Genomic DNA, 22048 nt, shown 5'->3' with positions numbered 1-22048 from the left:
ACACTAACAGGAGCATCTGCACCACAGGGGAAACTTCGTCCTCCTGTTGCGCGTTGGAAATGTGGCCCCAGAATGGAAATACCGCGTACAGGCGGCGTTGAGGCATGTTCGTTACCATGGGGTCCAGTTGTTCTGCCCGTTGTCGGGCGTTCTTCCAAACCCAACGATAGGTTCTTTAGTGCGCTTCCCAATTGCTGCTCCCGTCATGGTGATCGGCGCCCTGCTGGTCCTGCTGGGCATTGGCCAGCTCACCTGGTGGGCGCCGCCGGAGACAGTGACGGTTTCCGTTCCACAGGATGTCCAGAGCGGTCCCGTAACCGTCATCGACGCCGGAGCCAAGGCACCGGACGCCGACGAAGTGGACATTACGGTTGAATCGGAGGGTCCCTTCACCCTCGCGGTGGGCCGGGCGAACGACGTCGACGCCTGGGTGGGTGGCGCCGCGCACCTGGCCGTGACCGGAGTGGGCGAAGATGAACTGTTGACTGAGTTCACCGACGGCGAAGAAACCGTGCCTAATCCCAGCGGCGCTGATCTCTGGACAAGTGAGGAGACGGCCGAGGGCAGCCTCACGCACCGTTGGCTGAACCCCGGCGAGGGGGAGTGGTCCATTCTCATCGCGGCAGACGGTGAGGCTCCGGCACCGACTGCGATTTCCATTACGAGTCCAAACGACACAGCCACCCCTTGGGCGGTCCCGCTGATGATTATCGGAGCCCTCCTGCTGGTGTTGGGCATCGCCGTCGCGTTCATCAAGCCCGGGGGAGGGCGACGACGGCCGGCTACCGTCGGTTCGCGAGCCCATGCCAGAGCGCAGAACCGCCGCCGCGACTCCAGGCGTACTTTCGCTAAGCTGCCGGCCCGTAGACCCCTGGCCCTGGCTTTTGCGGTCGTGCTCGGACTGTCGGGGAGCGGGATCGCACACGCCGCGGAAACTGCGACTCCCGCGCCGTCCGCCACCGAAGCAGCCGAGACAGCCGAGACAGCCGAGACACCTGAAGATGCCGGGACCGGGGGCGCGGCCGAATACCCGGTGGTCCTCGAAAATCAACTGAACCGCATCCTCGAGTCTGTCGCGACCACGGTCGCCGAAGCTGACGCCGCCGCGGATGCCACCCTGCTCGAACCCCGCGTCGCCGGAGCAGCCGCCACGCTGCGGGGAGCGAACTATTCGGTGCGTTCACAGGCCGACGACGTAACGGCTCCAACGCCGGTAGCCGCAGAACCGGTACTGACCAGCATGATCCCGACCGGGAACGAATGGCCGCGCACCGTCGTTGCGCTGACCCAGGGCGAATCGAACCCCGTGCCGCAGGCATTGGTGCTTGTCCAGGAAGACCCGCGGTCCAACTATCGGATGACCTCGTCGATCCAGATGCTTCCGGGCACAACGTTCCCCACCAAGGGATCACCTGAGGGTCTCGAGGAATTGCCTGTCGATGAAGCCGGCAGCCTTGCGGTATCTCCGCAGGACGCCGTTTCAGCGATCGCCAACTACCTCACCAACCCCGACGGGGACAACGCGGAGACGTTCGAACCGAACTCATTCGCCGACGCCATTACGTCCTTCCAGTCCGATGTGGTGGCAGATGCTGGGAATGACTCCGCTGAGATCACGTTCACCCACGAGGCAGCCCCGGAGAATACGCGGGCGATTTCCACCGGCGACGGCGGTGCGATGGTCTTCGGTTACCTCAACCACACCTACAGCAGTGTTCCCGAAGGGCCGGGAGACTCGATTGCGCTTGACGGAACGGTCTACGAGACCCTGACCGGAGAGAACTCCACAGAGGAGGGGATAGATGTCCGCTACGGTGAAGCCGTGATGATGCATGTTCCTGCCGCTGACAGCGAAGAGCGAATCACCGTGATCGGCGCTGCCCAGCAACTGCTCTCGGCGGAGCTGCGCTAAGCCTGCCATCCGCACTTATTGATCCAGTAATAAGGTGAAACCATGACTATCCCAAACTCCCCGGGCGGCGCGGCGCCGTCGTCGATGAATCTGCGCGGCGCTGTGGATCTGTCCGCGCTCAAGGCACGCGCGCAGTCGAAGGGTGCGCAGGATTCCGGCACCGAAGCGCCCGGCGGCGCTTCTGGTGCAGGTGAAACCGCCAGCCCGTATATTGTCGATGTCACCGAGCAGGTGTTCCCGCAGCTCGTCCAGCTTTCGGCCCAGGTCCCGGTGATTGTGGCGCTCGGCGCGTCCTGGAGCGACCAGTCCTCGCAGGTCATTTCCGTCCTCGAAACGATCGCTGTGGAGCAGGCCGGCTCGGTTCTGCTCGCCCGTGTGGACTTCGATTCCCAGCCCGGAATTGCGCAGGCGTTCCAGGCTCAGGGCGTCCCTACCGTCGTCGCCGTGCTCAAGGGCCAGCCGGTACCCCTTTTCGAGGGTCCGCTCGCGGAAGCTCAGATTCGGTCCTACGTGGACGAGCTGCTGAAGGTGGCGCAGGCAAACGGGGTCACGGGCTCGCTCAATGACGCACCGGAGAACGGAGCTGCGCCTGAGGAAGAGCCCTCCGAAGCTCCGCTGCCGCCGCTCCACCAGGAAGCGTTCGATGCCATCGAGTCCGGCGACTACGCCGCTGCGGCAGCAGCTTACCGGAAGGCGCTGGCCGAACAGCCGTCCGACGCCGACGCGAAGGCCGGCCTTGCACAGGTGGAACTGATGCAGCGCCTCGAAAATGCTGATGGTACGGCGCTGCGCGGTGCCGCAGCCGAGTCCCCCGAGTCGGTGGAAGCGCAGTTGGCGGTCGCGGATCTCGATCTCTCGGGAGGGCACGTCGAGGACGCCTTCAGCAGGCTCACGGGATTCATCGCCCGTTCCGCCGGCGAAGACCGTGAAGCTGCCCGTCTTCGCCTTCTGGCGTTGTTCGACATCGTGGGCCCCAGCGACCCGCGGGTAGTGAAGGCGCGCAGCGCGCTCGCGAGGGCACTTTTCTAAAGATCAGGGGACGGGTTTTAGTCCTTTCGGATGAGGAACCTGTGCTGGCTCAGTTGCTAGCGTGGAATCATGACTTCCCAACCTGTTGCGCCAGATTCGTCCGACCGGGACACAGTGGCGGGCCGGTCCGCGCTCGCACTGCGCGGCCTCGCCAAACGCTTCGGTGACAAGATTGCGGTCAACGGCATCGACCTGGACGTTCCGGTAGGTTCCTTCTACGGGCTTGTGGGACCAAACGGAGCAGGAAAAACCACCACGCTGTCAATGGCCACGGGTCTTCTTCGTCCCGAAAACGGGCAGGCGTGGGTGCACGGCGTCGACGTCTGGCAGAACCCGCTCAAGGCGAAGAAGCTGATGGGCATCCTGCCGGACGGCGTGCGGCTCTTCGACCGACTCACGGGGGAGCAACTGGTCACCTATGCGGGACTGCTGCGCGGAATGGACCGCGAGGAGGTGACTTCCAGGGTAGGTGACCTGTTGCGTGCGCTCGATCTGACCAACGACGCCGGCACCCTGGTGGTCGATTACTCGGCAGGCATGACCAAGAAGATTGCTCTGGCGTCCGCGCTCATCCACGCGCCGCGTCTTCTGGTCCTGGATGAACCGTTCGAGTCGGTGGACCCGGTATCTGCCGCGAACATCCGCGACATCCTGTCGAGTTATGTCGCCTCCGGCGGAACCGTTATCGTCTCAAGCCACGTCATGGACCTGGTGCAGCGCATGTGCGACCACGTCGCCGTGATCGCGGCGGGGACAGTGCTCGCCGCCGGAACAGTGGATGCCGTCCGTGGAGAAGCCAGCCTTGAGGACCGCTTCGTTGAACTGGTCGGCGGCAGGAACACCGCGGAGGGGTTGGCATGGTTGCGCACCTTGTAAGGCTCAAACTCACACTGCTGCGGAACTCACTGAAGCGCAGCACCTGGCAGCTTGTCGGGGTGATCCTCGGAAGTCTCTACGGCCTCGGACTGCTGGGTCTCGTGGTGGCGGGCCTGATCGCCCTGGGGTCCGCGGACCCCGAACTCGTGCGCACCGTCGTCGTCATCGGGGGTTCGGTCACTGTGCTTGGGTGGCTCGTGATCCCGCTGGTGGCCGCCGGCGTCGACATGACGCTGGATCCGGCACGCTTCGTGACCTTCGCGGTACCGATGCGCCAGCTGATTGCCGGGCTGACCATCGGGGCAGTGGTCGGTATCCCCGGGGTGGTCACCCTGATCGCTTCGCTGACACTGGTCGCCACCTGGATCCGCTTTCCGCTTGCTGCGCTGGCAGCGGCGGTGTGCGCAGTGGGCGCGGTTCTTCTGTGCATTGTCGGATCGCGGCTGGTGACAACTGCGGGTACCGCGCTTGCGTCTTCGCGCAAGTTCAAGGACCTCAGCTCGACCGTCGCCATCATTCCGCTAATCCTTCTCGGCCCGATCATTGCTGGAATTACCGCCGGATTCCAAAGCTCGCCGGGCTTCGCCGGACAACTGGCGGATGTTCTTGCCTGGACACCGCTTGGAGTCTTCTGGGCAGTTCCGGCGGACATTGCAGCGGGAAACGTGCCACTGGCGCTCGGAAGGTTCGTGATGGGGGTGCTGACCATCGCCGTGCTGGGCTGGCTGTGGCAGAAGAGCCTCAGCCATGCACTGGTGACGCCAGCCTTCAACTCCGTGTCGCGAAAGGGTGCCGGCAATCTCGGGTTGTTCGCGCGCTTCCCCGCTACGCCGACCGGCGCGGTCGCAGCCCGCGCCCTGATCTACTGGGTGCGCGATCCGCGCTACGCGGCGTCTGTGGTTATCGTGCCGCTGCTGCCGATCATCCTGTGGTTCGTCAACCGCGAGTCCGGCGACTTGACGCTGCTCACCTATGTGGGTCCGCTCACCGCGTTCCTGCTGGCCTGGTCGATCTCCGCTGACATCTCCTACGACAACACCGCATTCTGGACTCACCTTTCCACAGGTGTCAGCGGCAAGGCAGACCGCGCGGGAAGGGTGCTTGCGCTCGGCGTGTTCGCTTTGCCGGTGACCATCGTGTTCACCGTGGTGCCACTCTGGCTGAACGGATCGCTGCAGGACCTGCCGATGATGCTGGGGCTGAGCATGGGCGCGCTCCTGACCGGCGCGGGGCTTTCAAGCGTTGTATCGGCGAGATACACCTACAACGTTCCCCTGCCCGGCGAGAGCGCATTCAAGACTCCGCCCGGCACCAGCTTCTCTATGTTCACCATTCAGATGCTGGGCTGGATGGTGTTGCTTCTGCTTTTGCTCCCCGAGATCGCACTCACCATTGCTTACGTCGTCTCCGGCCATGCGGTGTATGGCTGGCTGACCCTTGCGGCAGGGCTCCTGCTGGGTACAACGGCGTTGATTCTGGGCATCCGGATCGGTGGGAAGTGGTATGACCGGCGGGGGCCCGAACTGCTTCAGGCCGTGAGCGTGAACAAGTGAGCTGCACCGCCTTGGACTGCCCACCGGCAGTAGGATGGACCCTATGAGCACGCCAGCAGATCCTTTTGACGACAGCCCGCACGGAATGCCCGGAGACTCTGGGACCTCCACGGCAACGATCGAACGCGAGGAACTTCGCGAGGAGGTCGAGCCAGGCGACCGGGAGCGGTTTGCGCACTATGTGCGCAAGGAAAAGATCATGGAATCTGCGCTCTCCGGCGAGCCGGTCATAGCCCTTTGTGGGAAGGTGTGGACACCCGGGCGCGATCCACAGAAGTTCCCCGTCTGCCCCGAGTGCAAGGAAATCTATAACTCCATGCGTTCCGGAGACGATTCCTAGAACCAACTTGTTCCGGCTTCCGCTGAGCCATGAGCCCAGCGGAAGCCTTTCTTGCCGATGGGGTAAGCCATGCCTGCACGGGACGCTCCACCGCGCGGCGGAGCAATGTCCGCCCCGCTGCGGTCATTGACCGTCGGCGTCATCGCCATCATCACGTGTGCCGCCTTCGAGGCTATGGCGGTGGTCACGGCGATGCCGTCCGTGGCGTCGGAACTGAACGGTGTGGCCAGTTACGGTCTGGCGTTTTCGATGTACCTCACGGCCTCGCTGTTGGGCAGCGTGTTGGGTGGATCGTGGTGCGACCGGCGGGGCCCGCGCCCGGCCCTCGCCGTCGGCATGGGCCTGATGGTCCTCGGGCTGCTGATCTCCGGCAGCGCACCGGTGTTCTGGCTGATGACTTCCGGCCGCGCCGTCTCGGGACTGGGCGGCGGTTTCATGATCGTTGCCGTGTACGTGATCATCGCTCAGGCGTATCCCCAACGGATGCAGCCTGTGGTCTTCGGCTGGCTTGCTGCCGCATGGGTGGTCCCTTCCCTGATCGGACCGTACCTTGCGGGCATCCTTGCGGAGGAGGCGAGCTGGCGGTGGGTCTTCCTGGGCGTGGCACCGGTTGTTCTCGCAGCCTTTCTGCTGGTGTGGCCTCGTACCGCGCGCCTGAAAGCTCCGGGACCGAGAAGAGCGCTTGACGCCGCCGCGCGCCGAAGCGCCGTGACGGGCGTACTGCTGGCGGGGGGCGTGTTCGCGGCGCAGTTCGGCCTGACCCGGGTTGCAGCATCGGGATTTTCGGATCCGGTCTCCGGATGGCTCTACGTACTTCTCAGCATCGCGGGCATGGTTGCTGCGGCGGCAAGTCTTCCCCGGCTCCTGCCACACGGTACCTTGCGCCTTGCGCGCGGACTGCCGAGCGTCATTGCCACCCGGGGCCTGCTCACCGTGGCCTTCTTCGGCGCCGAGGCATTCATCCCCCTCATGCTGGTTTCCGCCCGCGGACTGGACGCCTCCACGGCAGGCCTGACTCTCAGCGCCGCTGCCATCGGCTGGAGTGCGGGCTCGTTCATGCAGGCGAGGGTCACCTTCCGACGGCAGTGGCTGCTGGTGATCGGATCCTCGCTGCTGTCCGTCAGCATCGGGTCTCTGGCGCTGACGGCGTTGGACGGCGTGCCGTTCTGGGCGTTGGTGGTTGTGTGGAGCGCAGCCGGTTTCGCCATGGGCCTCACTCTCTCCAGCACCTCGGTGTTGGTTTTGAAACTTTCCAAGCCGGAGGAACAGGGACGGAACTCGGCTGCGCTTCAGCTCTCCGACCAGCTCGGCGGCGTGATCGGAACGGCGGGCGCCGGGGCATTGTTCGCGCTGCTCCGGGACCCTGCGGACCCCGATCAGGTGCCCGTCTTTGTTGCAATCTGGTTGGCTCTGTGTGTGTTCGCGGTTGTCGGTATAGTGGCCGGGTTGAGGGCTGCGCAGGGTGACCGGGCTGCCCTCCCAGCAGGTGTAGCCGAGCCGCGAAAGGTGTAAGTCCACACAAGTGAGCAACAACGCACTGTTCGGCACCGCGCCGGCCCTGCCGCCCGCCTATCCGGAGCGCGCTGCGTGGGGTACAGCACCCAAGCTCCGCCAATGGCAGGAGGAAGCGCTCGCCAAGTATTTCGCCGATTCTCCGCAGGACTTCCTGGCCGTCGCCACGCCGGGTGCGGGCAAGACAACGTTCGCATTGCGCGTTGCCACGGAACTGGTGGAACGGCGCATCGTCAACCGCATTGTCGTGGTCGCTCCCACGGACCACCTCAAGCGGCAATGGTCGGATGCTGCCGCGCGCGTCGGACTATCCATCGACCCCAACTTCCGCAACGCGGACGGCCGCCACGGTCAGGGGTTCATCGGCGTCGCGGTGACCTATGCGCAGGTCGCGAGCAAGCCGATGCTCCACCGCGCGAAGACCGAGGCCGCCAAAACACTGGTAATCCTCGATGAGATCCACCACGGCGGCGACGCTCTGTCCTGGGGCGACGGTATCCGGGAGGCTTTCGAGCCGGCCACCCGGCGCCTTGCGCTGACCGGTACGCCGTTCCGTTCCGACACTGCGGCAATCCCCTTCGTGGAGTACGCCGAAGACGCCGACGGTATTCGTCGCTCCCGTTCCGACTACACGTACGGGTACGGCGACGCGTTGCGCGACCACGTGGTCCGTCCGGTCATCTTCATGGCGTACTCCGGCCAGATGCGCTGGCGCACCAGTGCCGGCGAGGAGATGGCCGCCTCACTCGGAGAAGCCGCGGTGACCAAGGACATCACAGCCCAGGCCTGGCGGACCGCACTGAACCCGAACGGCGAATGGATTCCTGCGGTGCTCGCGGCGGCGGACCGTCGATTGACGGAGGTCCGGCGCACGGTTCCGGACGCGGGCGGCCTGGTCATCGCGACAGACCATGAGGACGCCCGCGCCTACGCCGGACAGCTGAAGAAGATCACCGGGGAATCGCCCACCGTCATCCTTTCCGATGATGCCAAGGCATCGGGGAAGATTGAGGACTTCTCCGCGTCCGAGACCCGCTGGATGGTGGCGGTCCGCATGGTGTCAGAAGGCGTTGACGTGCCGCGCCTGGCCGTCGGCGTGTACGCGACCTCGACGGCCACGCCGCTGTTCTTCGCGCAGGCGGTAGGGCGTTTCGTTCGTGCGCGCCGGCGCGGAGAAACGGCGTCGGTCTTCCTGCCGTCCGTGCCGAACCTCATGCTGCTGGCCAACCAGCTGGAGGTCGAGCGTGACCACGCATTGGATCGGCCGGATAACAACGAAGACGGCCTCGCACCGGAAGAGGCGCTCATGGAGGCGGCCAACCGTGAAGAGAAGGCCTCCGATGAGCTGACGAAGCAGAAGTTCGAGGCCCTAGAGTCGCAGGCGGCCTTCGACCGAGTCCTGTTCGACGGCGGTGAGTTCGGCACGGGCGGTGAGATGGGCAGCGAGGAGGAACTGGACTTCCTCGGAATTCCCGGCCTGCTGGACGCCGACCAGGTGGGCGTGCTTCTTCGCCAGCGGCAGCAGGAGCAACAATCACGACGCCGGCCAGCTCAGTCAGGCTCCGTGGCGCAGGAACCCGCAGCGCCCGCCGTCGTCGACCACCGGCAACTCACTGAACTGCGCGGCCAGCTGGCGAAGAATGTCGCGGCGTGGTCGGCGCGCTCAGGCATGCCGCATGGAGTTGTCCATACCGAGTTGCGGAAGGCGTGCGGAGGTCCGGCGGTTGCCCAAGCCAATGAGGAACAGTTGCAGCGGCGGTTGAAGAAGCTGCAGGACTGGTTCATTGGCCGTACCTGAGGACAGCTGAGCTACCTGGATGTCAACCGGCGGGACTCCGTGTCAATCGACCAGTTCGACGCCGGCACCTTCCAGTTCCACCAGTACCTCACCCAGGCGATCCGGGTGGACGGGACGGGTGTATTCCACCAGCACTGAGGTTGAGTAACCGGCGCCGACGGCGTCGAGCGCAGTGGCCCGGACGCAGTAATCTGCCGCAAGGCCTGCAATGACCACCTCGTCGACTTCGCGGTCGCGCAGCCAGTCATCCAACGAGACGGCGTCGTCCGGCAGGGCTGCCGGCACCGCCGTCAGCTTCTGCTCGCCAGTGGGCACTTGGTCCTCGGGTGCGAGCACGCCCTCGAAGCCGGAATAGGCAGCTTCATACTGCCCTTTCCGGAATACCGCGTCGAAACTCTCGGTGTCGAGGTCGGGGTGGAACAGTGAACCCGCCTGCTCAGCGACACAGTGAACCGGCCAGGAGTCCACATAGTCGGGCTCGTCCGAGAAGTGGGAACCCGGGTCGATGTGCCAGTCCTGAGTGGCGATGATGTAGTCGTAGTGGTCAGCTTCGGCGTCGATGTGGTCGCTGAGGGACTGGGAAACTTCAGCGCCGCCGGACACAGGCAGTGACCCGCCCTCGCAGAAATCGTTCTGCACGTCGACAATAATCAGGGCGCGGGTCATGGAAGCTCCTCGAACTCGGTGGGGATGGCGGGTTCACCACGTTGGAGACGCATGACGGAACCGGGGAGTTCCGCCATGGAGTTCCGGTGACGCTCCGCGGCGAGACGGACAGCCTCAGGGCCGGTCCAGTCTTCCAGCACTTCTCCCTCAGCGACGAACTGCTGCAGCAGTGGACGGTCATTGCCGTCGTCGTGCGGTGCACGGCCCACGCCGATCACTTCGGCAACCGCGGTCCCGGACTGGTCCAACCGTCGCAGCGCGTACTTCCGCCCGCCCACGGATGCCTTGTTCGTGGCCGTCTTGGCCACTGAAACGAATGCTCCGTGATCGTCCGTGCGGCTCACCAGCTTGTAGACCATGCCCGCAGTTGGGGCTCCCGAGCCGGTCACCAGGGACGTTCCGACGCCGTAGGAGTCCACCGGCGCCGATGCCAGCAGGCCAATGGCGTATTCGTCAAGGTCCGAGGTGACTACGATGCGCGTCTGGTGGTTGCCGAGATCATCCAGAAGCCGGCGTACCCATCGCGCCTGTTCCACCAGATCGCCGGAATCCAGCCGGACGGCGCCGAGGTCCGGCCCGCCCGCAGCAACGGCATTGCGCACGCCGCGTTCGACGTCGTATGTGTCCACCAGCAGCGAGGTCCCCTTGCCGAGCGCTGCCACCTGGGCGGCGAATGCCTCGGGTTCCGAGTCGTGGAGCAGCGTGAAGGAGTGGGCGGCGGTCCCGACGGTGGGGATGCCGTAGCGTCGCCCGGCCTCCAGGTTCGACGTGCTTGCGAAGCCGCCGATGATCGCGGCCCGTGCCGCAGCCACGGCGGACTCCTCCTGTGTGCGGCGCGACCCCATCTCGATGCACGGCCGGGAGCCGGCGGCACCGGTCATGCGCGAAGCGGCGGAGGCGATGGCGCTGTCGTGGTTCAGGACGGACAACAGGTACGTCTCCAGGATGCACGCCTCCGCGAAACTACCCTCGACAATGAGGATCGGTGAGTGCGGGAAGTACGCCTCGCCCTCTGCGTAGCCCCAGATATTGCCGGTGAACCGGAAACGGGACAGCCAGTCCAGCGTGGCGTCATCGACCACCTCCGCGGCTGCCAGCGCATCCAGCTGGGAGGTTTCGAAGCGGAAGTGCTGCAGCCCCTCAAGCAACCTGCCGGTGCCGGCAACGACGCCGTAGCGCCGCCCCTCAGGAAGCCGACGGGTGAAGACCTCAAACACCGAGGTGCGGTGCGCGGCCCCCGAATGCAGGGCAGCCTGCAGCATGGTCAGCTCGTAGTGGTCGGTGTAAAGCGCGGAGTTGGGATGCTGCCAGGTGCTATGGGGGCTCACACGAAAACTCTAGCCCCGCGTCCGGCCAATGAGTACCGCCGGTTTCATGGTGCTCAGGTCGGGGCAGTTCGCCGACCTACAATGGGGATCATGAGTGTTGGCGTTGTTCCCGAAACCCACCAGCGTGAGGAAACCGACGTTGACCACCTGACGAGTACCGATGTGCCGTGGGTTGTGATTGTGTGGAACGATCCGGTGAACCTCATGAGCTATGTGACGTACGTCTTCCAGACGTACTTCGGTTACAGCGAAGCGAAGGCCCGCACGCTGATGCTCGAGGTTCATGAGCAGGGCCGATCGGTGGTCTCCACCGGCTCCCGCGAACAGGCGGAACGGGATACCGTGGCGATGCATTCATTCGGTTTGTGGGCCACTTTCCAGACAGCGGACACATAGGGAGCTGCACGTGGCGAAGGCATTCAAGGCAACGCGGCGCGGTATTGCCGGTGAATTCGAGGCAGGGGAGCTGAGGCTGTTACGCCGCCTGTTCGACGACGTCGTGCAGCTCCTCGAGCCCGAAGTGCGCGAGAACGAGGATCCGCTGGCGGCTATGGTCGGACTCGATTCAGAGGCCGTCAAGCCTGAAGACAGCGCGGTTGGCCGGCTGCTGCCGGATGCGGTGCGGAACGACGACGCCGAGGCCCTCGAGTTCCGGCGACTCACCGAGCGCTCGCTCAGGGAAGACAAAGTCGGCGCACTGAGGGGAGCCGCGCTGCTGCTGGAGAACCCCCAGGTTCTCCTGAATCCCGAGCAAGCACAGATGCTTGCCCGCGCCTTCAATGACGTGCGGCTGGTCCTGGCGGACCGGCTCCGGATCGAAACGGATGAGGATGCGGCACGTTTGCATGAGATCGCCGATCTGAAGGACGCGGAGGACCTTGAATCCTATCTGGCGCTGGTCTATAACTTCGTGACCTGGTTGCAGGAGGGGCTGATGCAGGCACTCCTGGGCGCAGCTCATCGATGAGGGATGTGACCAAGGACACGCCCTCTCGCTTAGCTAATGGGGGCGGCGCGTCCTATCCTCAAAGGATCATGAGTTCTGCCGCTGCCGACGACGCCGTCTTCCGGACTACGGAGGCGCCGATCGGCATTTTTGATTCCGGCGTGGGTGGTCTGACCGTGGCCCGTGCCGTGATCGATCAGTTGCCGCAGGAGTCCGTTCTCTATGTCGGGGACACCGCCCACGGCCCATACGGGCCGCTTTCCATCGCGCAGGTACGTGCCCACGCGCTCGGAGTGATGGATGAGCTCGTCGATTCCGGCGTCAAACTGTTGGTCATTGCCTGCAACTCCGCATCCGCAGCGGTGTTGCGCGATGCGCGTGAACGCTACACGGCGCGCTACGGCATCCCGGTGATCGAAGTGATCCAGCCCGCGGTCCGGAGAGCGGTCGCGTCGACGCGCACCGGCCGTATAGGAGTCATCGGGACCAGCGCAACCGTCGGCTCGCGCGCATACGAGGACACCTTCGCTGCGGCCCCGCATCTGGAGATAGTTTCCGCGGCGTGCCCGGCATTCGTTGAGTTTGTCGAAGCCGGGATTACCGCCGGCCCGGACCTGCTGGAAACCGCCGCAGGCTATCTTGCGCCCCTGCGTGATGCGGACGTGGACACGCTCGTTCTCGGCTGTACCCACTACCCTCTGCTCACCGGCGTGATTTCCTACGTCATGGGAGATTCCGTCACCCTGGTCTCCAGCGCGGAGGAAACCGCCAAAGACGTATACCGAGCCCTCGTCTCACACGATTTGCTGCGTACGGCCTCCACACCGCCGCGACACCATTTCGTTGCAACCGGCGACGCCGCGAGGTTCGAGGAGCTGGCGCGGCGCTTCCTCGGCCCGGAAGTACTGAGCGTTGAGCACGTTGACCGGGTGGCCGCCCAGTACCCGACAGGCAGCATGGCACGCATCACGCCGGAGATGATCTCCTCGGCGCGAGCGGATGCAGGTCCCGGGACACCCCAGCGATGAAATTGACCATCGTCGGATGCAGCGGCTCCTTTCCCGGCCCGCAGTCACCTGCTTCCTGCTACCTCATTACGGTGCAGGAAGACGGCAAGACCTGGCGGATCCTGCTGGACCTGGGCAATGGCTCACTCGGTGCCCTGCAGCGCTACATGGACCTCAGGGATATTGACGGTATCTTCCTGACCCACCTGCATCCCGACCATTGCATGGACCTTTGCGGGCTCCATGTCGCAGTCCATTGGGACCCGGAAGGATGGAACCAGCCACGTATTCCGGTCTGGGGCCCGGCCGCTACGGCGGACCGCATGGCAACGGCCTATGGCCTGGACCCCGAGCCGGGCATGCACGAGGACTTCGAGTTTCACTCCTGGGCGCCGCGCACGCCCGTGACGCTGGGGCCGTTCACCATTACTCCTTTCCCCGTGCTGCACCCCGTCGAGGAGGCATATGCGCTGCGGGTTGAGGTGACGGATCCCGATGCGCCCGGCGGGAAGCGGATTCTGACCTATTCCGGCGACACGGACGCCTGCGAAGGTTTGCTCGAGGCAGCCGCCGGGTCGAGCATCTTCCTCTGCGAAGCCGCGTTCCACGAAGGCCGCGACGACGCCATCCGCGGCGTGCACCTCACCGGTAAGCGCGCAGGCGACGTAGCCTCAGCTGCCGCTTCCCGGCGTCTGTTGCTCACCCACCTGCCGGTCTGGAATGACGCAGTGCGGACCATGGAGGAAGCCCGGACCAGTTACGCCGGCGACGTCGCCGTGGCGGTAGCCGGCGTCTCCTACGCAGTCTGACCCGGTGTCTCCTTAGCGCCTCCTGAGAAATCGCCCGCCCGAAGCGGCTCTGGCAGACTTGGCGTATGACTTCCGCTTCCTCACAGATTCCTGCGTCAACACGCGCCACTGTCCGTGCTGACGGGCGCGCGCCGGACCAGCTTCGCCCGATCAGCATCACCAGGGGGTGGTCCAACCAGGCCGAGGGCTCAGCCCTGATCGAGTTCGGCAATACCCGGGTGCTGTGCACGGCTTCACTGACCACAGGTGTTCCACGTTGGCTCAAAGGCGAGGGCAAAGGGTGGGTGACGGCCGAGTACGCCATGCTGCCGCGCGCCACCAATACGCGCTCGGACCGCGAATCGGTGAAAGGCCGGATTGGCGGGCGCACCCATGAGATCTCCCGGCTTATCGGCAGGTCGCTGCGCTCCATCATCGATACGCGGGCGCTGGGGGAGAACACCATCGTGCTGGACTGCGACGTACTCCAGGCCGACGGGGGCACCCGCACCGCCGCGATCACCGGAGCCTACGTGGCACTGGCCGAGGCGATCCGCTACGCGAAGGAGCACGGGATCATCGCGCAGTCCGTCCAACCGCTCACGGACACCGTCGCGGCAGTCAGCGTCGGGATCATTGACGGTGTGCCCATGCTGGATCTGCCGTACGTGGAGGACGTGCGCGCTGAGACCGACATGAACGTTGTGGTGACCGGCAGCGGAAGTTTCGTCGAAGTGCAGGGTACTGCCGAGGGCGCACCGTTTGACCGGGCCGAGCTGGACGCACTGCTTGACCTCGCACTCCTAGGCACCGGCCAGCTTGCGCAGATTCAGCGGGACACCCTCGGCGGGAGTGCCGGTGCCTGAGGCAAGGCTCGTCCTGGCTACGCGAAACGCCGGCAAGCTGCGTGAACTGCGGGCGTTGCTGCGTGATCAGGTACCGGGTCTCGACGTCGACACCCAGGTGATCGACGCCGTCGCGGCCGGGGCGCCCGACGTCGTCGCGGCCGGGGCGCCCGACGTCGTCGAAAGCGGTGTGACCTTCGAGGAGAACGCGCTCCTCAAAGCCCACGCTGTGGCCGCTTCCACAGGTATCCCGGCGGTGGCGGATGATTCCGGCCTCGCGGTCGATGTGCTGGGCGGTGCGCCGGGAATCTTCTCTGCCCGCTGGTCCGGCAGGCACGGCGACGACGGCGCGAACCTGCGCCTGCTGCTGGGCCAGCTCAGCGACGTACCGGCCGATCGGCGGGCGGCGCGGTTTGTTTGTGCCGCCGCGCTCGCGCTGCCGGGCGGCGCCGAAACTGTGACCCGTGGTGAGCTGCGCGGGACGCTCCTTGCTGCTCCGCGCGGGGACGGTGGCTTCGGGTACGATCCCATTCTTCAGCCGGAGGGGCTGGACCGCAGCTGCGCCGAACTTTCGGCTGACGAAAAGAACTCGATCAGTCACCGCTCGAAGGCTTTCAGGGAATTACTGCCCGCCCTCGTGGAGGTTCTCCGCTGAGCGTATCGACGGCGGTCCTCGGACGCGCTTTCTTCAGTGCGCTACCTGATAGGGCAGACTTAACCGGGTTATGAGAACAGAACTGAGCACCGTGGCGCCCACCCAGACCGGCAATGAATCCCTACTCGGGGGTGTCGCCGACTGGGCTGTCACCATGATGGAAACAATCGGGGCACCGGGCGCGGGACTCGCTATCGCTCTCGAGAACCTCTTCCCGCCGCTGCCCAGTGAAGTGATTCTGCCGCTGGCAGGCTTCACTGCGAGCCGGGGAGATTTTTCCCTCGCTGAGGCGCTGTTCTGGACAACTGCGGGATCAGTCGTGGGCGCCTATCTGCTCTATCTCCTCGGTGTACTGCTGGGACGTGACCGGATGCGCCGGCTTGTGGCCAGGGTGCCGCTGGTGGACCTTGAGGACGTGGACAGTGTAGAGGCCTGGTTCAACCGGCACGGTTACAAGGCCGTGTTCTTTGGCCGAATGGTGCCCATCTTCCGCAGCCTGGTGTCCATCCCGGCCGGCATTGAACGGATGCCGGTCTGGAAGTTCCTTGGCCTCACCCTCGCTGGAAGCCTGATCTGGAACACCATTTTCGTGCTCTCGGGATACTACCTTGGCGAGAACTGGCACTTGGTGGAGCAGTACGCGGACATCTTCCAGAAGCTCGTGATTGCCGCCGTGGTGCTGCTGGTCGCCTTCTTCGTGGTGAGCAAGGTACGGAAGGTTCGGCGTAAGCGCCAGTCGTCATGATGTCCTTGGGCGATGTGTGGCCGCTCTTCGATCTGGAGCTTCGTACACCGCGGCTTCGGCTGGCGCCTGTCCGTGATGAACAGTTGCCGGAGGTTGTCGACGCCGTACTGGCCGGGATCCACGACCCGTCCGTCATGCCGTTCAGCGTGCCGTGGACCGAAGCGCCGCGCGAGCAGCTGATACGCGAGACCGCCAAGCATCAGTGGCGCCAGCGGTGCACCGTTGAGCCCGGGAACTGGACGCTCAACTTCGCCGTGGAGTTCGAGGGCCGGGTGGTGGGCATGCAGGACGTTTCTGCACGGGACTTCGCGTTGCTGAGGACCGTGAACAGCGGTTCATGGCTTACCCAGAGCGCACAGGGGCAGGGGCTCGGCAAGGAAATGCGTGCCGCCGTCGTGCTATTCGCTTTCGATTACCTGAAAGCGACGGCCGCGCTGTCCGAGGCGGCCGACTGGAACGTCGCGTCGCTGGGAGTGTCGAAGAGTCTCGGCTACCGCGCGAACGGCGTGTCCGACGTCGTCGACCGCCCCGGCAAAGTGACCCGGCTGGTGCACATCCGCGTTGAGGAGGAGTTCCTCAAGCGGCCGGAGTGGAGCCTTCAGGTGAGTGGTTTCGAGCCGGTGAAGGCACTGCTCACCGGCGAGTAGTGTGCAGGGCCGGCTTATCGGTGAATACGCCGGCCTGCGTAGATTTCGAAAACGCCTTGATATTAGCTACTTTGGTTGTATGGTTAGTTACATGAGTAATGAACCCACTAAGCGAGCATGCGGTACATATCCGCGCAGACAGCGGTGGGCGTCATGTTGATCGATGAGGGCCGTCCGATCTTCCTGCAGATAGCGGAACGGATTGAGAGCGACATCATCGACGGCACACTGGCCGAAGAGTCCCAGGTGCCATCCACTAACGAATTTGCCGCCTTCTACCGCATCAATCCAGCCACCGCCGCCAAGGGCGTCAACCGGCTCGTCGATGACGGGATTCTCTATAAGCAACGAGGAATCGGGATGTTTGTTTCAGCAGGAGCGCGCGCGGTGTTGATGCAGCGCAGGCGCGAGCAGTTCTTTGACCAGTACGTTCAGCCGCTCGCCCGCGAAGCGCGAAAACTCGGGATTGAGCCGGCCGAGTTGGCTGACATGATTCGACAGGGCGAGCACGCCACTCTAGGGGGAACACAGTGAGCACCATCATCGACATCCAGGGCGTCACCAAGCGGTACCGGAAATTCGAAGCGCTGCAGGACGTGACTCTCGCGCTCGAGCCCAACCGTATTTATGGCCTTCTGGGGCGCAACGGTGCGGGAAAGACAACGCTCATGTCGATTCTGACCGCGCAAGGTTTCGCCACGTCAGGACAGGTACGGGTTTTCGGTGAGGATCCCTACGAGAACGAGCGCGTCCTCAGCCGGATCTGCTTCATCCGTGAATCGCAGAAGTACCCGGATTCCTTCAATGCGACTCACGCATTCAAGTCGGCGGCACTGTTCTTCCCGAACTGGAGCCAGGAGCTTGCGGACCGGCTGGTGGAAGATTTCCAGCTGCCGATGCGGCGCACCATCAAAAAACTCTCCCGAGGCCAGCTGTCCGCTGTCGGCGTCATCATCGGCCTTGCCTCGCGTGCCGAGCTGACCTTCTTCGACGAGCCGTACCTTGGCCTGGACGCGGTGGCCCGCCAACTCTTCTACGACCGGCTTGTGGAGGACTACTCCGCACATCCCCGCACAGTGATTCTTTCCTCCCACCTGATCGACGAGGTAGCGAACCTTCTCGAACACGTGATCGTGATCGACCAGGGGCGCATCCTTATGAATGACGACGCCGAAGCCATCCGCGGCTCAGCCTTCACCATCGTGGGCTCCGCCGAGAAGGTCACGGACTTCCTCGGGGCAAAGGAGGTGGTCCACACCGACAGGTTTGCTTCTCTTGCTTCGGTCACGGCACTCGGCACGCTGACGCAGGAGGAAATCCGGACTGCCGCCGACCTGGGGCTGGAGCTCGCCCCGGTCTCGCTCCAGCAACTCATCGTCCGCAAAACCCTGGCCGCCTCCACCGCGCCCAGCACGACGGCGGACGCCCACTTTTCGGAGGTAACCCAATGAACCGCGTCATCAAGGTCATGCGCATGCAACTGACCAACCGGTGGATCTTCATCGGTATCCCGATCATCATCCTGGCTGGGTCGTTCCTGTTGTCCCTTGTCATCTGGTCCTTCATTCCCTATGAGGGAGCGAAGTATTCCGGGGGCTCACAGGCGGTCATGTGGTACTTCTTCGCGCTGGGCATTCAGGCCCTGACTCTTACCTTCCCCTTTTCCCAAGGGCTGAGCATCACCCGGCGGACCTTCTTTGTCGGAACGTTTGCGCTCTTTTCACTGATTGCGCTCACCACAGCAGTCGTCTTTTGGACTCTGGGCCTCGTTGAGCAGGCCACCGGCGGGTGGGGGATGAACGGACGATTCTTCGCCATCGAATGGATTGCCGACGGTCCCTGGTATCAGCCGATCGCGTTCTACTTCGCCACGATGATGGCTCTCTTCCTGGTCGGATTCTGGTCCGCGACCATCTACAAGAGGTGGCAGGCTACCGGAATGCTTGTCGCGGGAATCGGTGTGGCACTCCTGCTGGTCGCAGGGATGTACATTGTGGGTTCGCGGAACGCGTGGGCCGAAGTGGGACAGTTTCTCGCCTCGCAGACGCAGCTGAACGTAGCGGGCTGGCTGGCAGTGCTTGCCCTCGCACTGGCGGGCGGGTCCTTCCTCACCCTCCGGCGGGCGGTGCCGTAGCGGCCGCAGCCGACCGGCCTGCCGCCGTCGTCGTAGCTGGTAGGAAGCGCTCCTCTTCAAACGCCACACGGCGCCGCCTCCGTGGGAGGGGGCGGTCCACCGACTACCGTGTCTGAAGTGGGAATTGAGTTCACGGCGATCGACTTCGAGACGGCAAACGGGTTTCGCGGATCGCCGTGCGCCGTTGGGCTCAGTAAAGTCCGCGACGGGAAGATTGTCGAAGAAGCACACTGGCTGATGCGGCCGCCCGAGGGACATGATCGCTTCGATTCCCGCAACGTTGCAATCCACGGGATCACAGCGGATATGGTTGCGAACCGACCCCGCTTTGGAGAGCTTTTCCCGGAGATCGGGGCATTCATCGGTAACGACGTGCTGGTGGCGCACAACGCCGCATTTGACCTCGGGGTCATTCGGTCAGCGCTTGAGGTATCCGACCAGGCCGGGCCCGCGTACGACTACGCATGCACCGTCCTGCTTTCGCGGCGCAGCTACTTCCTCGTCTCCTACTCCCTTCCGTACGTGGCCGAGGCTGCGGGCGTGCCGCTCGTGAATCATCACGACGCCGTGGAGGACGCCCGCGCCTGCGCCGGCATCATGGTGGACATTGCCCGACGCGCGGAATCCGCCTCCGTTGAGGAGCTGGTCACGGGTCACCGGCTGCGGATGTCCCGGCTGGAGGCCTATGAACCGGGCGTATCGGAAATTTCGAAGGCTACCCTGACGGCGTTGCAGCGCGGACCCGGAAGCGGCTGGGCGGGATGGCCGGAGGAGGGACTGAATCCTCCACCCAACCCGGCGGCGGATCCGGCGCACCCGCTGTTCGGCCAGACGGTGGTCTTCACCGGCGACCTTGGCATCTCGCGGCCCCAGGCAAAGCAGCGGGCGGCTGTGCTCGGCGCTTCGCCGGCGAGTTCCGTAACCCGCAGGACCACGGTGCTGGTGGTCGGCAACGGCTTTGTAGCATCGGACCTGCGGAGCGGCAAGGTGACCGGCAAGGCCCGCCGGGTGATGGAGCTGCACAACCGTGGGCAGAACATCGAAGTGCTCTCCGAAGCCGAATTCCTGCAGATGACCGGCGGACGCTGGCCTGCGAATAGCCAGTAGCAGGCGGGTTCAGGCGCCGATTGACGCGGCGAGCCTGCTCGCCATTTCCACGACGACGTCGGCTCCCTCCAACGTGTCGATCGCACCCTGGGGGAGTGCGTCAATGCCGTGTACTGCCCCGACGATGTTGCCGGCCAGTGCGGCGGCGACTCTCGAGCTTTCACCACTCGCGGCTGCGGTGGTGAGGAGCGCGCTGAAGGAAGCGGCGCCGTCGTCGTGGGCTGTTGTCAGCGCAAGCCGAATGGCGGTGCAGAGGGTCTGTGAAGCGTTCTGGCCGGGCGGTTCCAAGTCGTCGCTGCCAGTATCAGTCACCAGCGCCCGCAGATCCGTAGCGAGGCTTCCGGCACCCAGTGCTTCGGCCTGTGCGGCGACAGTTCGCACGGCGTCCGGTAGCGGTTGTTTCCGGATCGCGATCTCATGCACCAGCCCGGCGAGGACGGCGGACGGGTGCTGCGCATCCGGGTGACCGTGGGTGATAGCGGCTGCGTCCAGGGCGAGGCGCTCCATCATCGCCGCCGGAACGTTGGGAAGCAGACCGAAGGGTGCGGACCGCTGGAGCGCACCGGGGCCGTCGTCGGCGGATGCCAGCGGACGCTGACGGCTTCCCATCTGCCCTCCGGCAAGCGAACTCAGGTTCGTAGGGTCGGGATTCCGGCGTTGCCGCATGACCTCCTGTTGATCGAGCCAACGGGAAGGAGGGGCCGGAGCGGACGACGGCGGCGCCTCGCCCTGGGTGCGAAGCCAGCGCAGGTAGGCGAGCCAGAGGCAGGCGGTCTCGTCCGCGGCAACGCCGTCGTTAGCCCACTCGAGGGCCTCGGTCAGGCCGTCGACGGTATAGAGGGCCAGCTGCGTTGCATCGGCGAAGGAACGGCCCGAGGTCGCGGTGGAGGCTTCAGCGAGGGCGCCGCCGAGGAGCGATCCGGCGATTCGGCTGCGGAGTTCAGGAGGCTGTGTCACGGAGAACAGTCTAGGCACCGGCGGAGCGGGATCAGGCTCGTCAGCGCGCCTTCAGGAAATTTCCAGAATCGGATGGAACGCTGGGGGAGTTTGCTCCCTGGTTGGCGAGCTGACTCCAGGCCACATCCCCTTACGCCGAAGGATTTCCATCTCATGCAAGAAGCAAGGTCCGAAGCCCATGTCACCAGTGCAGCGCGCGATGAGACGAAGCCCGGCCTGCTGACAGGCTCGCTGATCGAGGCGCTCGGGGCATTCTTCATTGTTCTGGCGGGTTTTGGCGTCACAATGCTCAACCCCCAGGGAGGATTCGGTCCAGGTTTCGCCTTTGGACTTGCGTTCCTTGTTGTCATTGCAGCGTTCGGCCGTCTGTCCGGGGGGTACTTCAACCCGGCTCTGACGCTGGGCCTCGCCATGGCGGGCAAGACCCCGTGGCGTGCAGTCCTGCCTTTCATTGTTGCGCAGACGGTTGGCGCACTCGCGGCGGCAAGCTTCTTCTGGCTGATTTTCACGACCCACCCGCAGGAGATCCAGATCGCCGGGCTGTTCTCGACCGCGGCGAACGGCTATGCGGAGAACTCGGCGAACGCATTCCCCTTGGCAAGCATCCTCCTCGTTGAGGTGGTTGCCACTGCTCTGCTGACGGCGGTGGTGCTTGGCTCCACCGGGCGGCTGGCTAGCCGTGCTGCCGCACCCTTTGCGATCGGCCTCTCCTACGCGGTACTTCTTACCGCACTGGCACCCCTCGACAATGGCGGGCTGAACCCGGCGCGATCGCTCGCGGCAGCCGTGTTCGCTGAACCGTTGGCACTGCAGCAGGTGTGGCTTTTCTGGGTTGCGCCGCTGCTTGGTGCGCTCATTGCCGGGCTGCTGTACCGGAGCGTCGAATTGGGACAGCGGGTCAGCGCTGAAAAGACCCACGACGACGGCGGCGCACGCGACGACGTCGAACCCGACACCCACCCGGCCGCTCCGGCAGTGGCTGGGTCAGCCGTTGCGGCGGCTGCTTCCCACCACGAGGGGCACAACGCTCCGGCGAAGCGCGACGGTGAGACGGGCACGGACGAAGCCCGCACGTTCTTCGAGGACTCCTCCCCTGAGGATCCGGCGCAACCGAACGGAAACGACAACGACGACAACGACGCCGGCCAAACCCGCCACAGCCAGGGCTAGCCTGCCCCTGCGCCATTTGGGAGGTGGTCCGGA

The 22048-nt window shown here is 64.7% G+C and carries 23 protein-coding genes; 20 read left to right on the top strand and 3 right to left on the bottom strand.

Annotated features, from left to right (window positions below):
- The first annotated feature begins 178 nt into the window (after positions 1-178).
- From BJ994_RS09445 to BJ994_RS09415, 7 genes are all read left to right on the top strand, one after another.
- Positions 179-1912, top strand: coding sequence for a DUF8094 domain-containing protein (locus BJ994_RS09445; protein WP_167993614.1), 1734 nt, complete (start codon positions 179-181; stop codon positions 1910-1912).
- Positions 1913-1954: 42 nt separating this feature from the next.
- A complete protein-coding gene (locus tag BJ994_RS09440) occupies positions 1955-2941 on the top strand; it encodes a tetratricopeptide repeat protein (RefSeq protein WP_167993612.1) in 987 nt (328 codons plus the stop codon).
- 69 nt (positions 2942-3010) lie between these two features.
- Positions 3011-3817, top strand: a complete 807-nt coding sequence (locus BJ994_RS09435; protein WP_167993610.1) for an ABC transporter ATP-binding protein — start codon at positions 3011-3013, stop codon at positions 3815-3817.
- Positions 3799-5370 (top strand): transporter, encoded by a 1572-nt coding sequence (locus BJ994_RS09430; protein ID WP_167993608.1) that lies wholly within the window; start codon positions 3799-3801, stop codon positions 5368-5370. Before BJ994_RS09435 ends, BJ994_RS09430 begins: the two co-directional genes overlap by 19 nt.
- A gap of 43 nt (positions 5371-5413) precedes the next feature.
- Positions 5414-5710, top strand: coding sequence for a DUF3039 domain-containing protein (locus BJ994_RS09425; protein WP_245192279.1), 297 nt, complete (start codon positions 5414-5416; stop codon positions 5708-5710).
- Between the two features lie 69 nt (positions 5711-5779).
- Positions 5780-7222 (top strand): MFS transporter, encoded by a 1443-nt coding sequence (locus BJ994_RS09420; RefSeq protein ID WP_167993604.1) that lies wholly within the window; start codon positions 5780-5782, stop codon positions 7220-7222.
- A 10-nt stretch (positions 7223-7232) separates the two neighbouring features.
- Positions 7233-9020 (top strand): DEAD/DEAH box helicase family protein, encoded by a 1788-nt coding sequence (locus tag BJ994_RS09415; protein WP_167993602.1) that lies wholly within the window; start codon positions 7233-7235, stop codon positions 9018-9020.
- Positions 9021-9062: 42 nt separating this feature from the next.
- Here BJ994_RS09415 and BJ994_RS09410 read toward each other — a convergent pair whose 3' ends face one another.
- Together BJ994_RS09410 and BJ994_RS09405 are read right to left on the bottom strand one after the other, a co-directional pair.
- Positions 9063-9686, bottom strand: a complete 624-nt coding sequence (locus BJ994_RS09410; RefSeq protein ID WP_167993600.1) for an isochorismatase family protein — start codon at positions 9684-9686, stop codon at positions 9063-9065.
- The gene (locus BJ994_RS09405) at positions 9683-11014 is read right to left on the bottom strand and encodes a nicotinate phosphoribosyltransferase (protein ID WP_167993598.1); all 1332 of its coding nucleotides are present in this window, start codon (positions 11012-11014) and stop codon (positions 9683-9685) included. The genes BJ994_RS09410 and BJ994_RS09405 overlap by 4 nt, the downstream gene beginning before the upstream one ends.
- A 90-nt stretch (positions 11015-11104) precedes the next feature.
- On the opposite strand from BJ994_RS09405, the gene clpS reads away from it, so the two are divergent.
- From clpS to BJ994_RS09345, 12 genes are all read left to right on the top strand, one after another.
- A complete protein-coding gene (clpS, locus tag BJ994_RS09400) occupies positions 11105-11410 on the top strand; it encodes an ATP-dependent Clp protease adapter ClpS (protein WP_167993596.1) in 306 nt (101 codons plus the stop codon).
- A gap of 10 nt (positions 11411-11420) precedes the next feature.
- Positions 11421-11981, top strand: a complete 561-nt coding sequence (locus BJ994_RS09395; protein ID WP_167993594.1) for a DUF2017 family protein — start codon at positions 11421-11423, stop codon at positions 11979-11981.
- Positions 11982-12049: 68 nt separating this feature from the next.
- Entirely contained in the window at positions 12050-12988 is a 939-nt protein-coding gene (gene murI / locus BJ994_RS09390; protein WP_167993592.1) for a glutamate racemase, read from the top strand.
- Entirely contained in the window at positions 12985-13776 is a 792-nt protein-coding gene (locus BJ994_RS09385) for an MBL fold metallo-hydrolase (protein ID WP_167993590.1), read from the top strand. Before murI ends, BJ994_RS09385 begins: the two co-directional genes overlap by 4 nt.
- 65 nt (positions 13777-13841) lie before the next feature.
- Positions 13842-14621, top strand: coding sequence for a ribonuclease PH (rph, locus tag BJ994_RS09380; RefSeq protein WP_167993587.1), 780 nt, complete (start codon positions 13842-13844; stop codon positions 14619-14621).
- Positions 14614-15255 carry an RdgB/HAM1 family non-canonical purine NTP pyrophosphatase gene (gene rdgB / locus BJ994_RS09375; protein WP_342450337.1) on the top strand — a complete coding sequence of 214 codons (642 nt, stop codon included), beginning with the start codon at positions 14614-14616 and terminating at the stop codon, positions 15253-15255. Before rph ends, rdgB begins: the two co-directional genes overlap by 8 nt.
- Before the next feature lie 70 nt (positions 15256-15325).
- Complete coding sequence (locus tag BJ994_RS09370; protein WP_167993583.1) at positions 15326-16000, top strand: DedA family protein; 675 nt, start codon at positions 15326-15328, stop codon at positions 15998-16000.
- Positions 16000-16647 carry a GNAT family N-acetyltransferase gene (locus BJ994_RS09365; RefSeq protein WP_342450336.1) on the top strand — a complete coding sequence of 216 codons (648 nt, stop codon included), beginning with the start codon at positions 16000-16002 and terminating at the stop codon, positions 16645-16647. The genes BJ994_RS09370 and BJ994_RS09365 overlap by 1 nt, the downstream gene beginning before the upstream one ends.
- Before the next feature lie 117 nt (positions 16648-16764).
- Positions 16765-17181, top strand: coding sequence for a GntR family transcriptional regulator (locus tag BJ994_RS09360; RefSeq protein ID WP_167993579.1), 417 nt, complete (start codon positions 16765-16767; stop codon positions 17179-17181).
- A complete protein-coding gene (locus BJ994_RS09355) occupies positions 17178-18098 on the top strand; it encodes an ATP-binding cassette domain-containing protein (RefSeq protein ID WP_167993577.1) in 921 nt (306 codons plus the stop codon). Before BJ994_RS09360 ends, BJ994_RS09355 begins: the two co-directional genes overlap by 4 nt.
- On the top strand, positions 18095-18781 hold the full coding sequence (locus tag BJ994_RS09350; protein ID WP_167993575.1) for a hypothetical protein: 687 nt from the start codon (positions 18095-18097) through the stop codon (positions 18779-18781). Before BJ994_RS09355 ends, BJ994_RS09350 begins: the two co-directional genes overlap by 4 nt.
- A 117-nt stretch (positions 18782-18898) precedes the next feature.
- Positions 18899-19888: an exonuclease domain-containing protein gene (locus BJ994_RS09345; RefSeq protein ID WP_167993573.1), complete on the top strand. Its 990-nt coding sequence runs from the start codon at positions 18899-18901 to the stop codon at positions 19886-19888.
- Between the two features lie 9 nt (positions 19889-19897).
- Here the strand turns inward: BJ994_RS09345 and BJ994_RS09340 are convergent, their stop codons facing one another.
- Positions 19898-20845: an ADP-ribosylglycohydrolase family protein gene (locus BJ994_RS09340; protein ID WP_167993572.1), complete on the bottom strand. Its 948-nt coding sequence runs from the start codon at positions 20843-20845 to the stop codon at positions 19898-19900.
- A 153-nt stretch (positions 20846-20998) separates the two neighbouring features.
- Here BJ994_RS09340 and BJ994_RS09335 point away from each other — a divergent pair, with 153 nt between their 5' ends.
- A complete protein-coding gene (locus BJ994_RS09335; RefSeq protein ID WP_167993571.1) occupies positions 20999-22015 on the top strand; it encodes an MIP/aquaporin family protein in 1017 nt (338 codons plus the stop codon).
- Positions 22016-22048: the final 33 nt, after the last annotated feature.

Origin of the sequence: Arthrobacter pigmenti (assembly GCF_011927905.1) — a bacterium.
In the GTDB taxonomy this organism is placed as follows: Bacteria; Actinomycetota; Actinomycetes; order Actinomycetales; family Micrococcaceae; genus Arthrobacter_D; species Arthrobacter_D pigmenti.
This window is presented reverse-complemented; position numbering and strand designations above follow the sequence as displayed.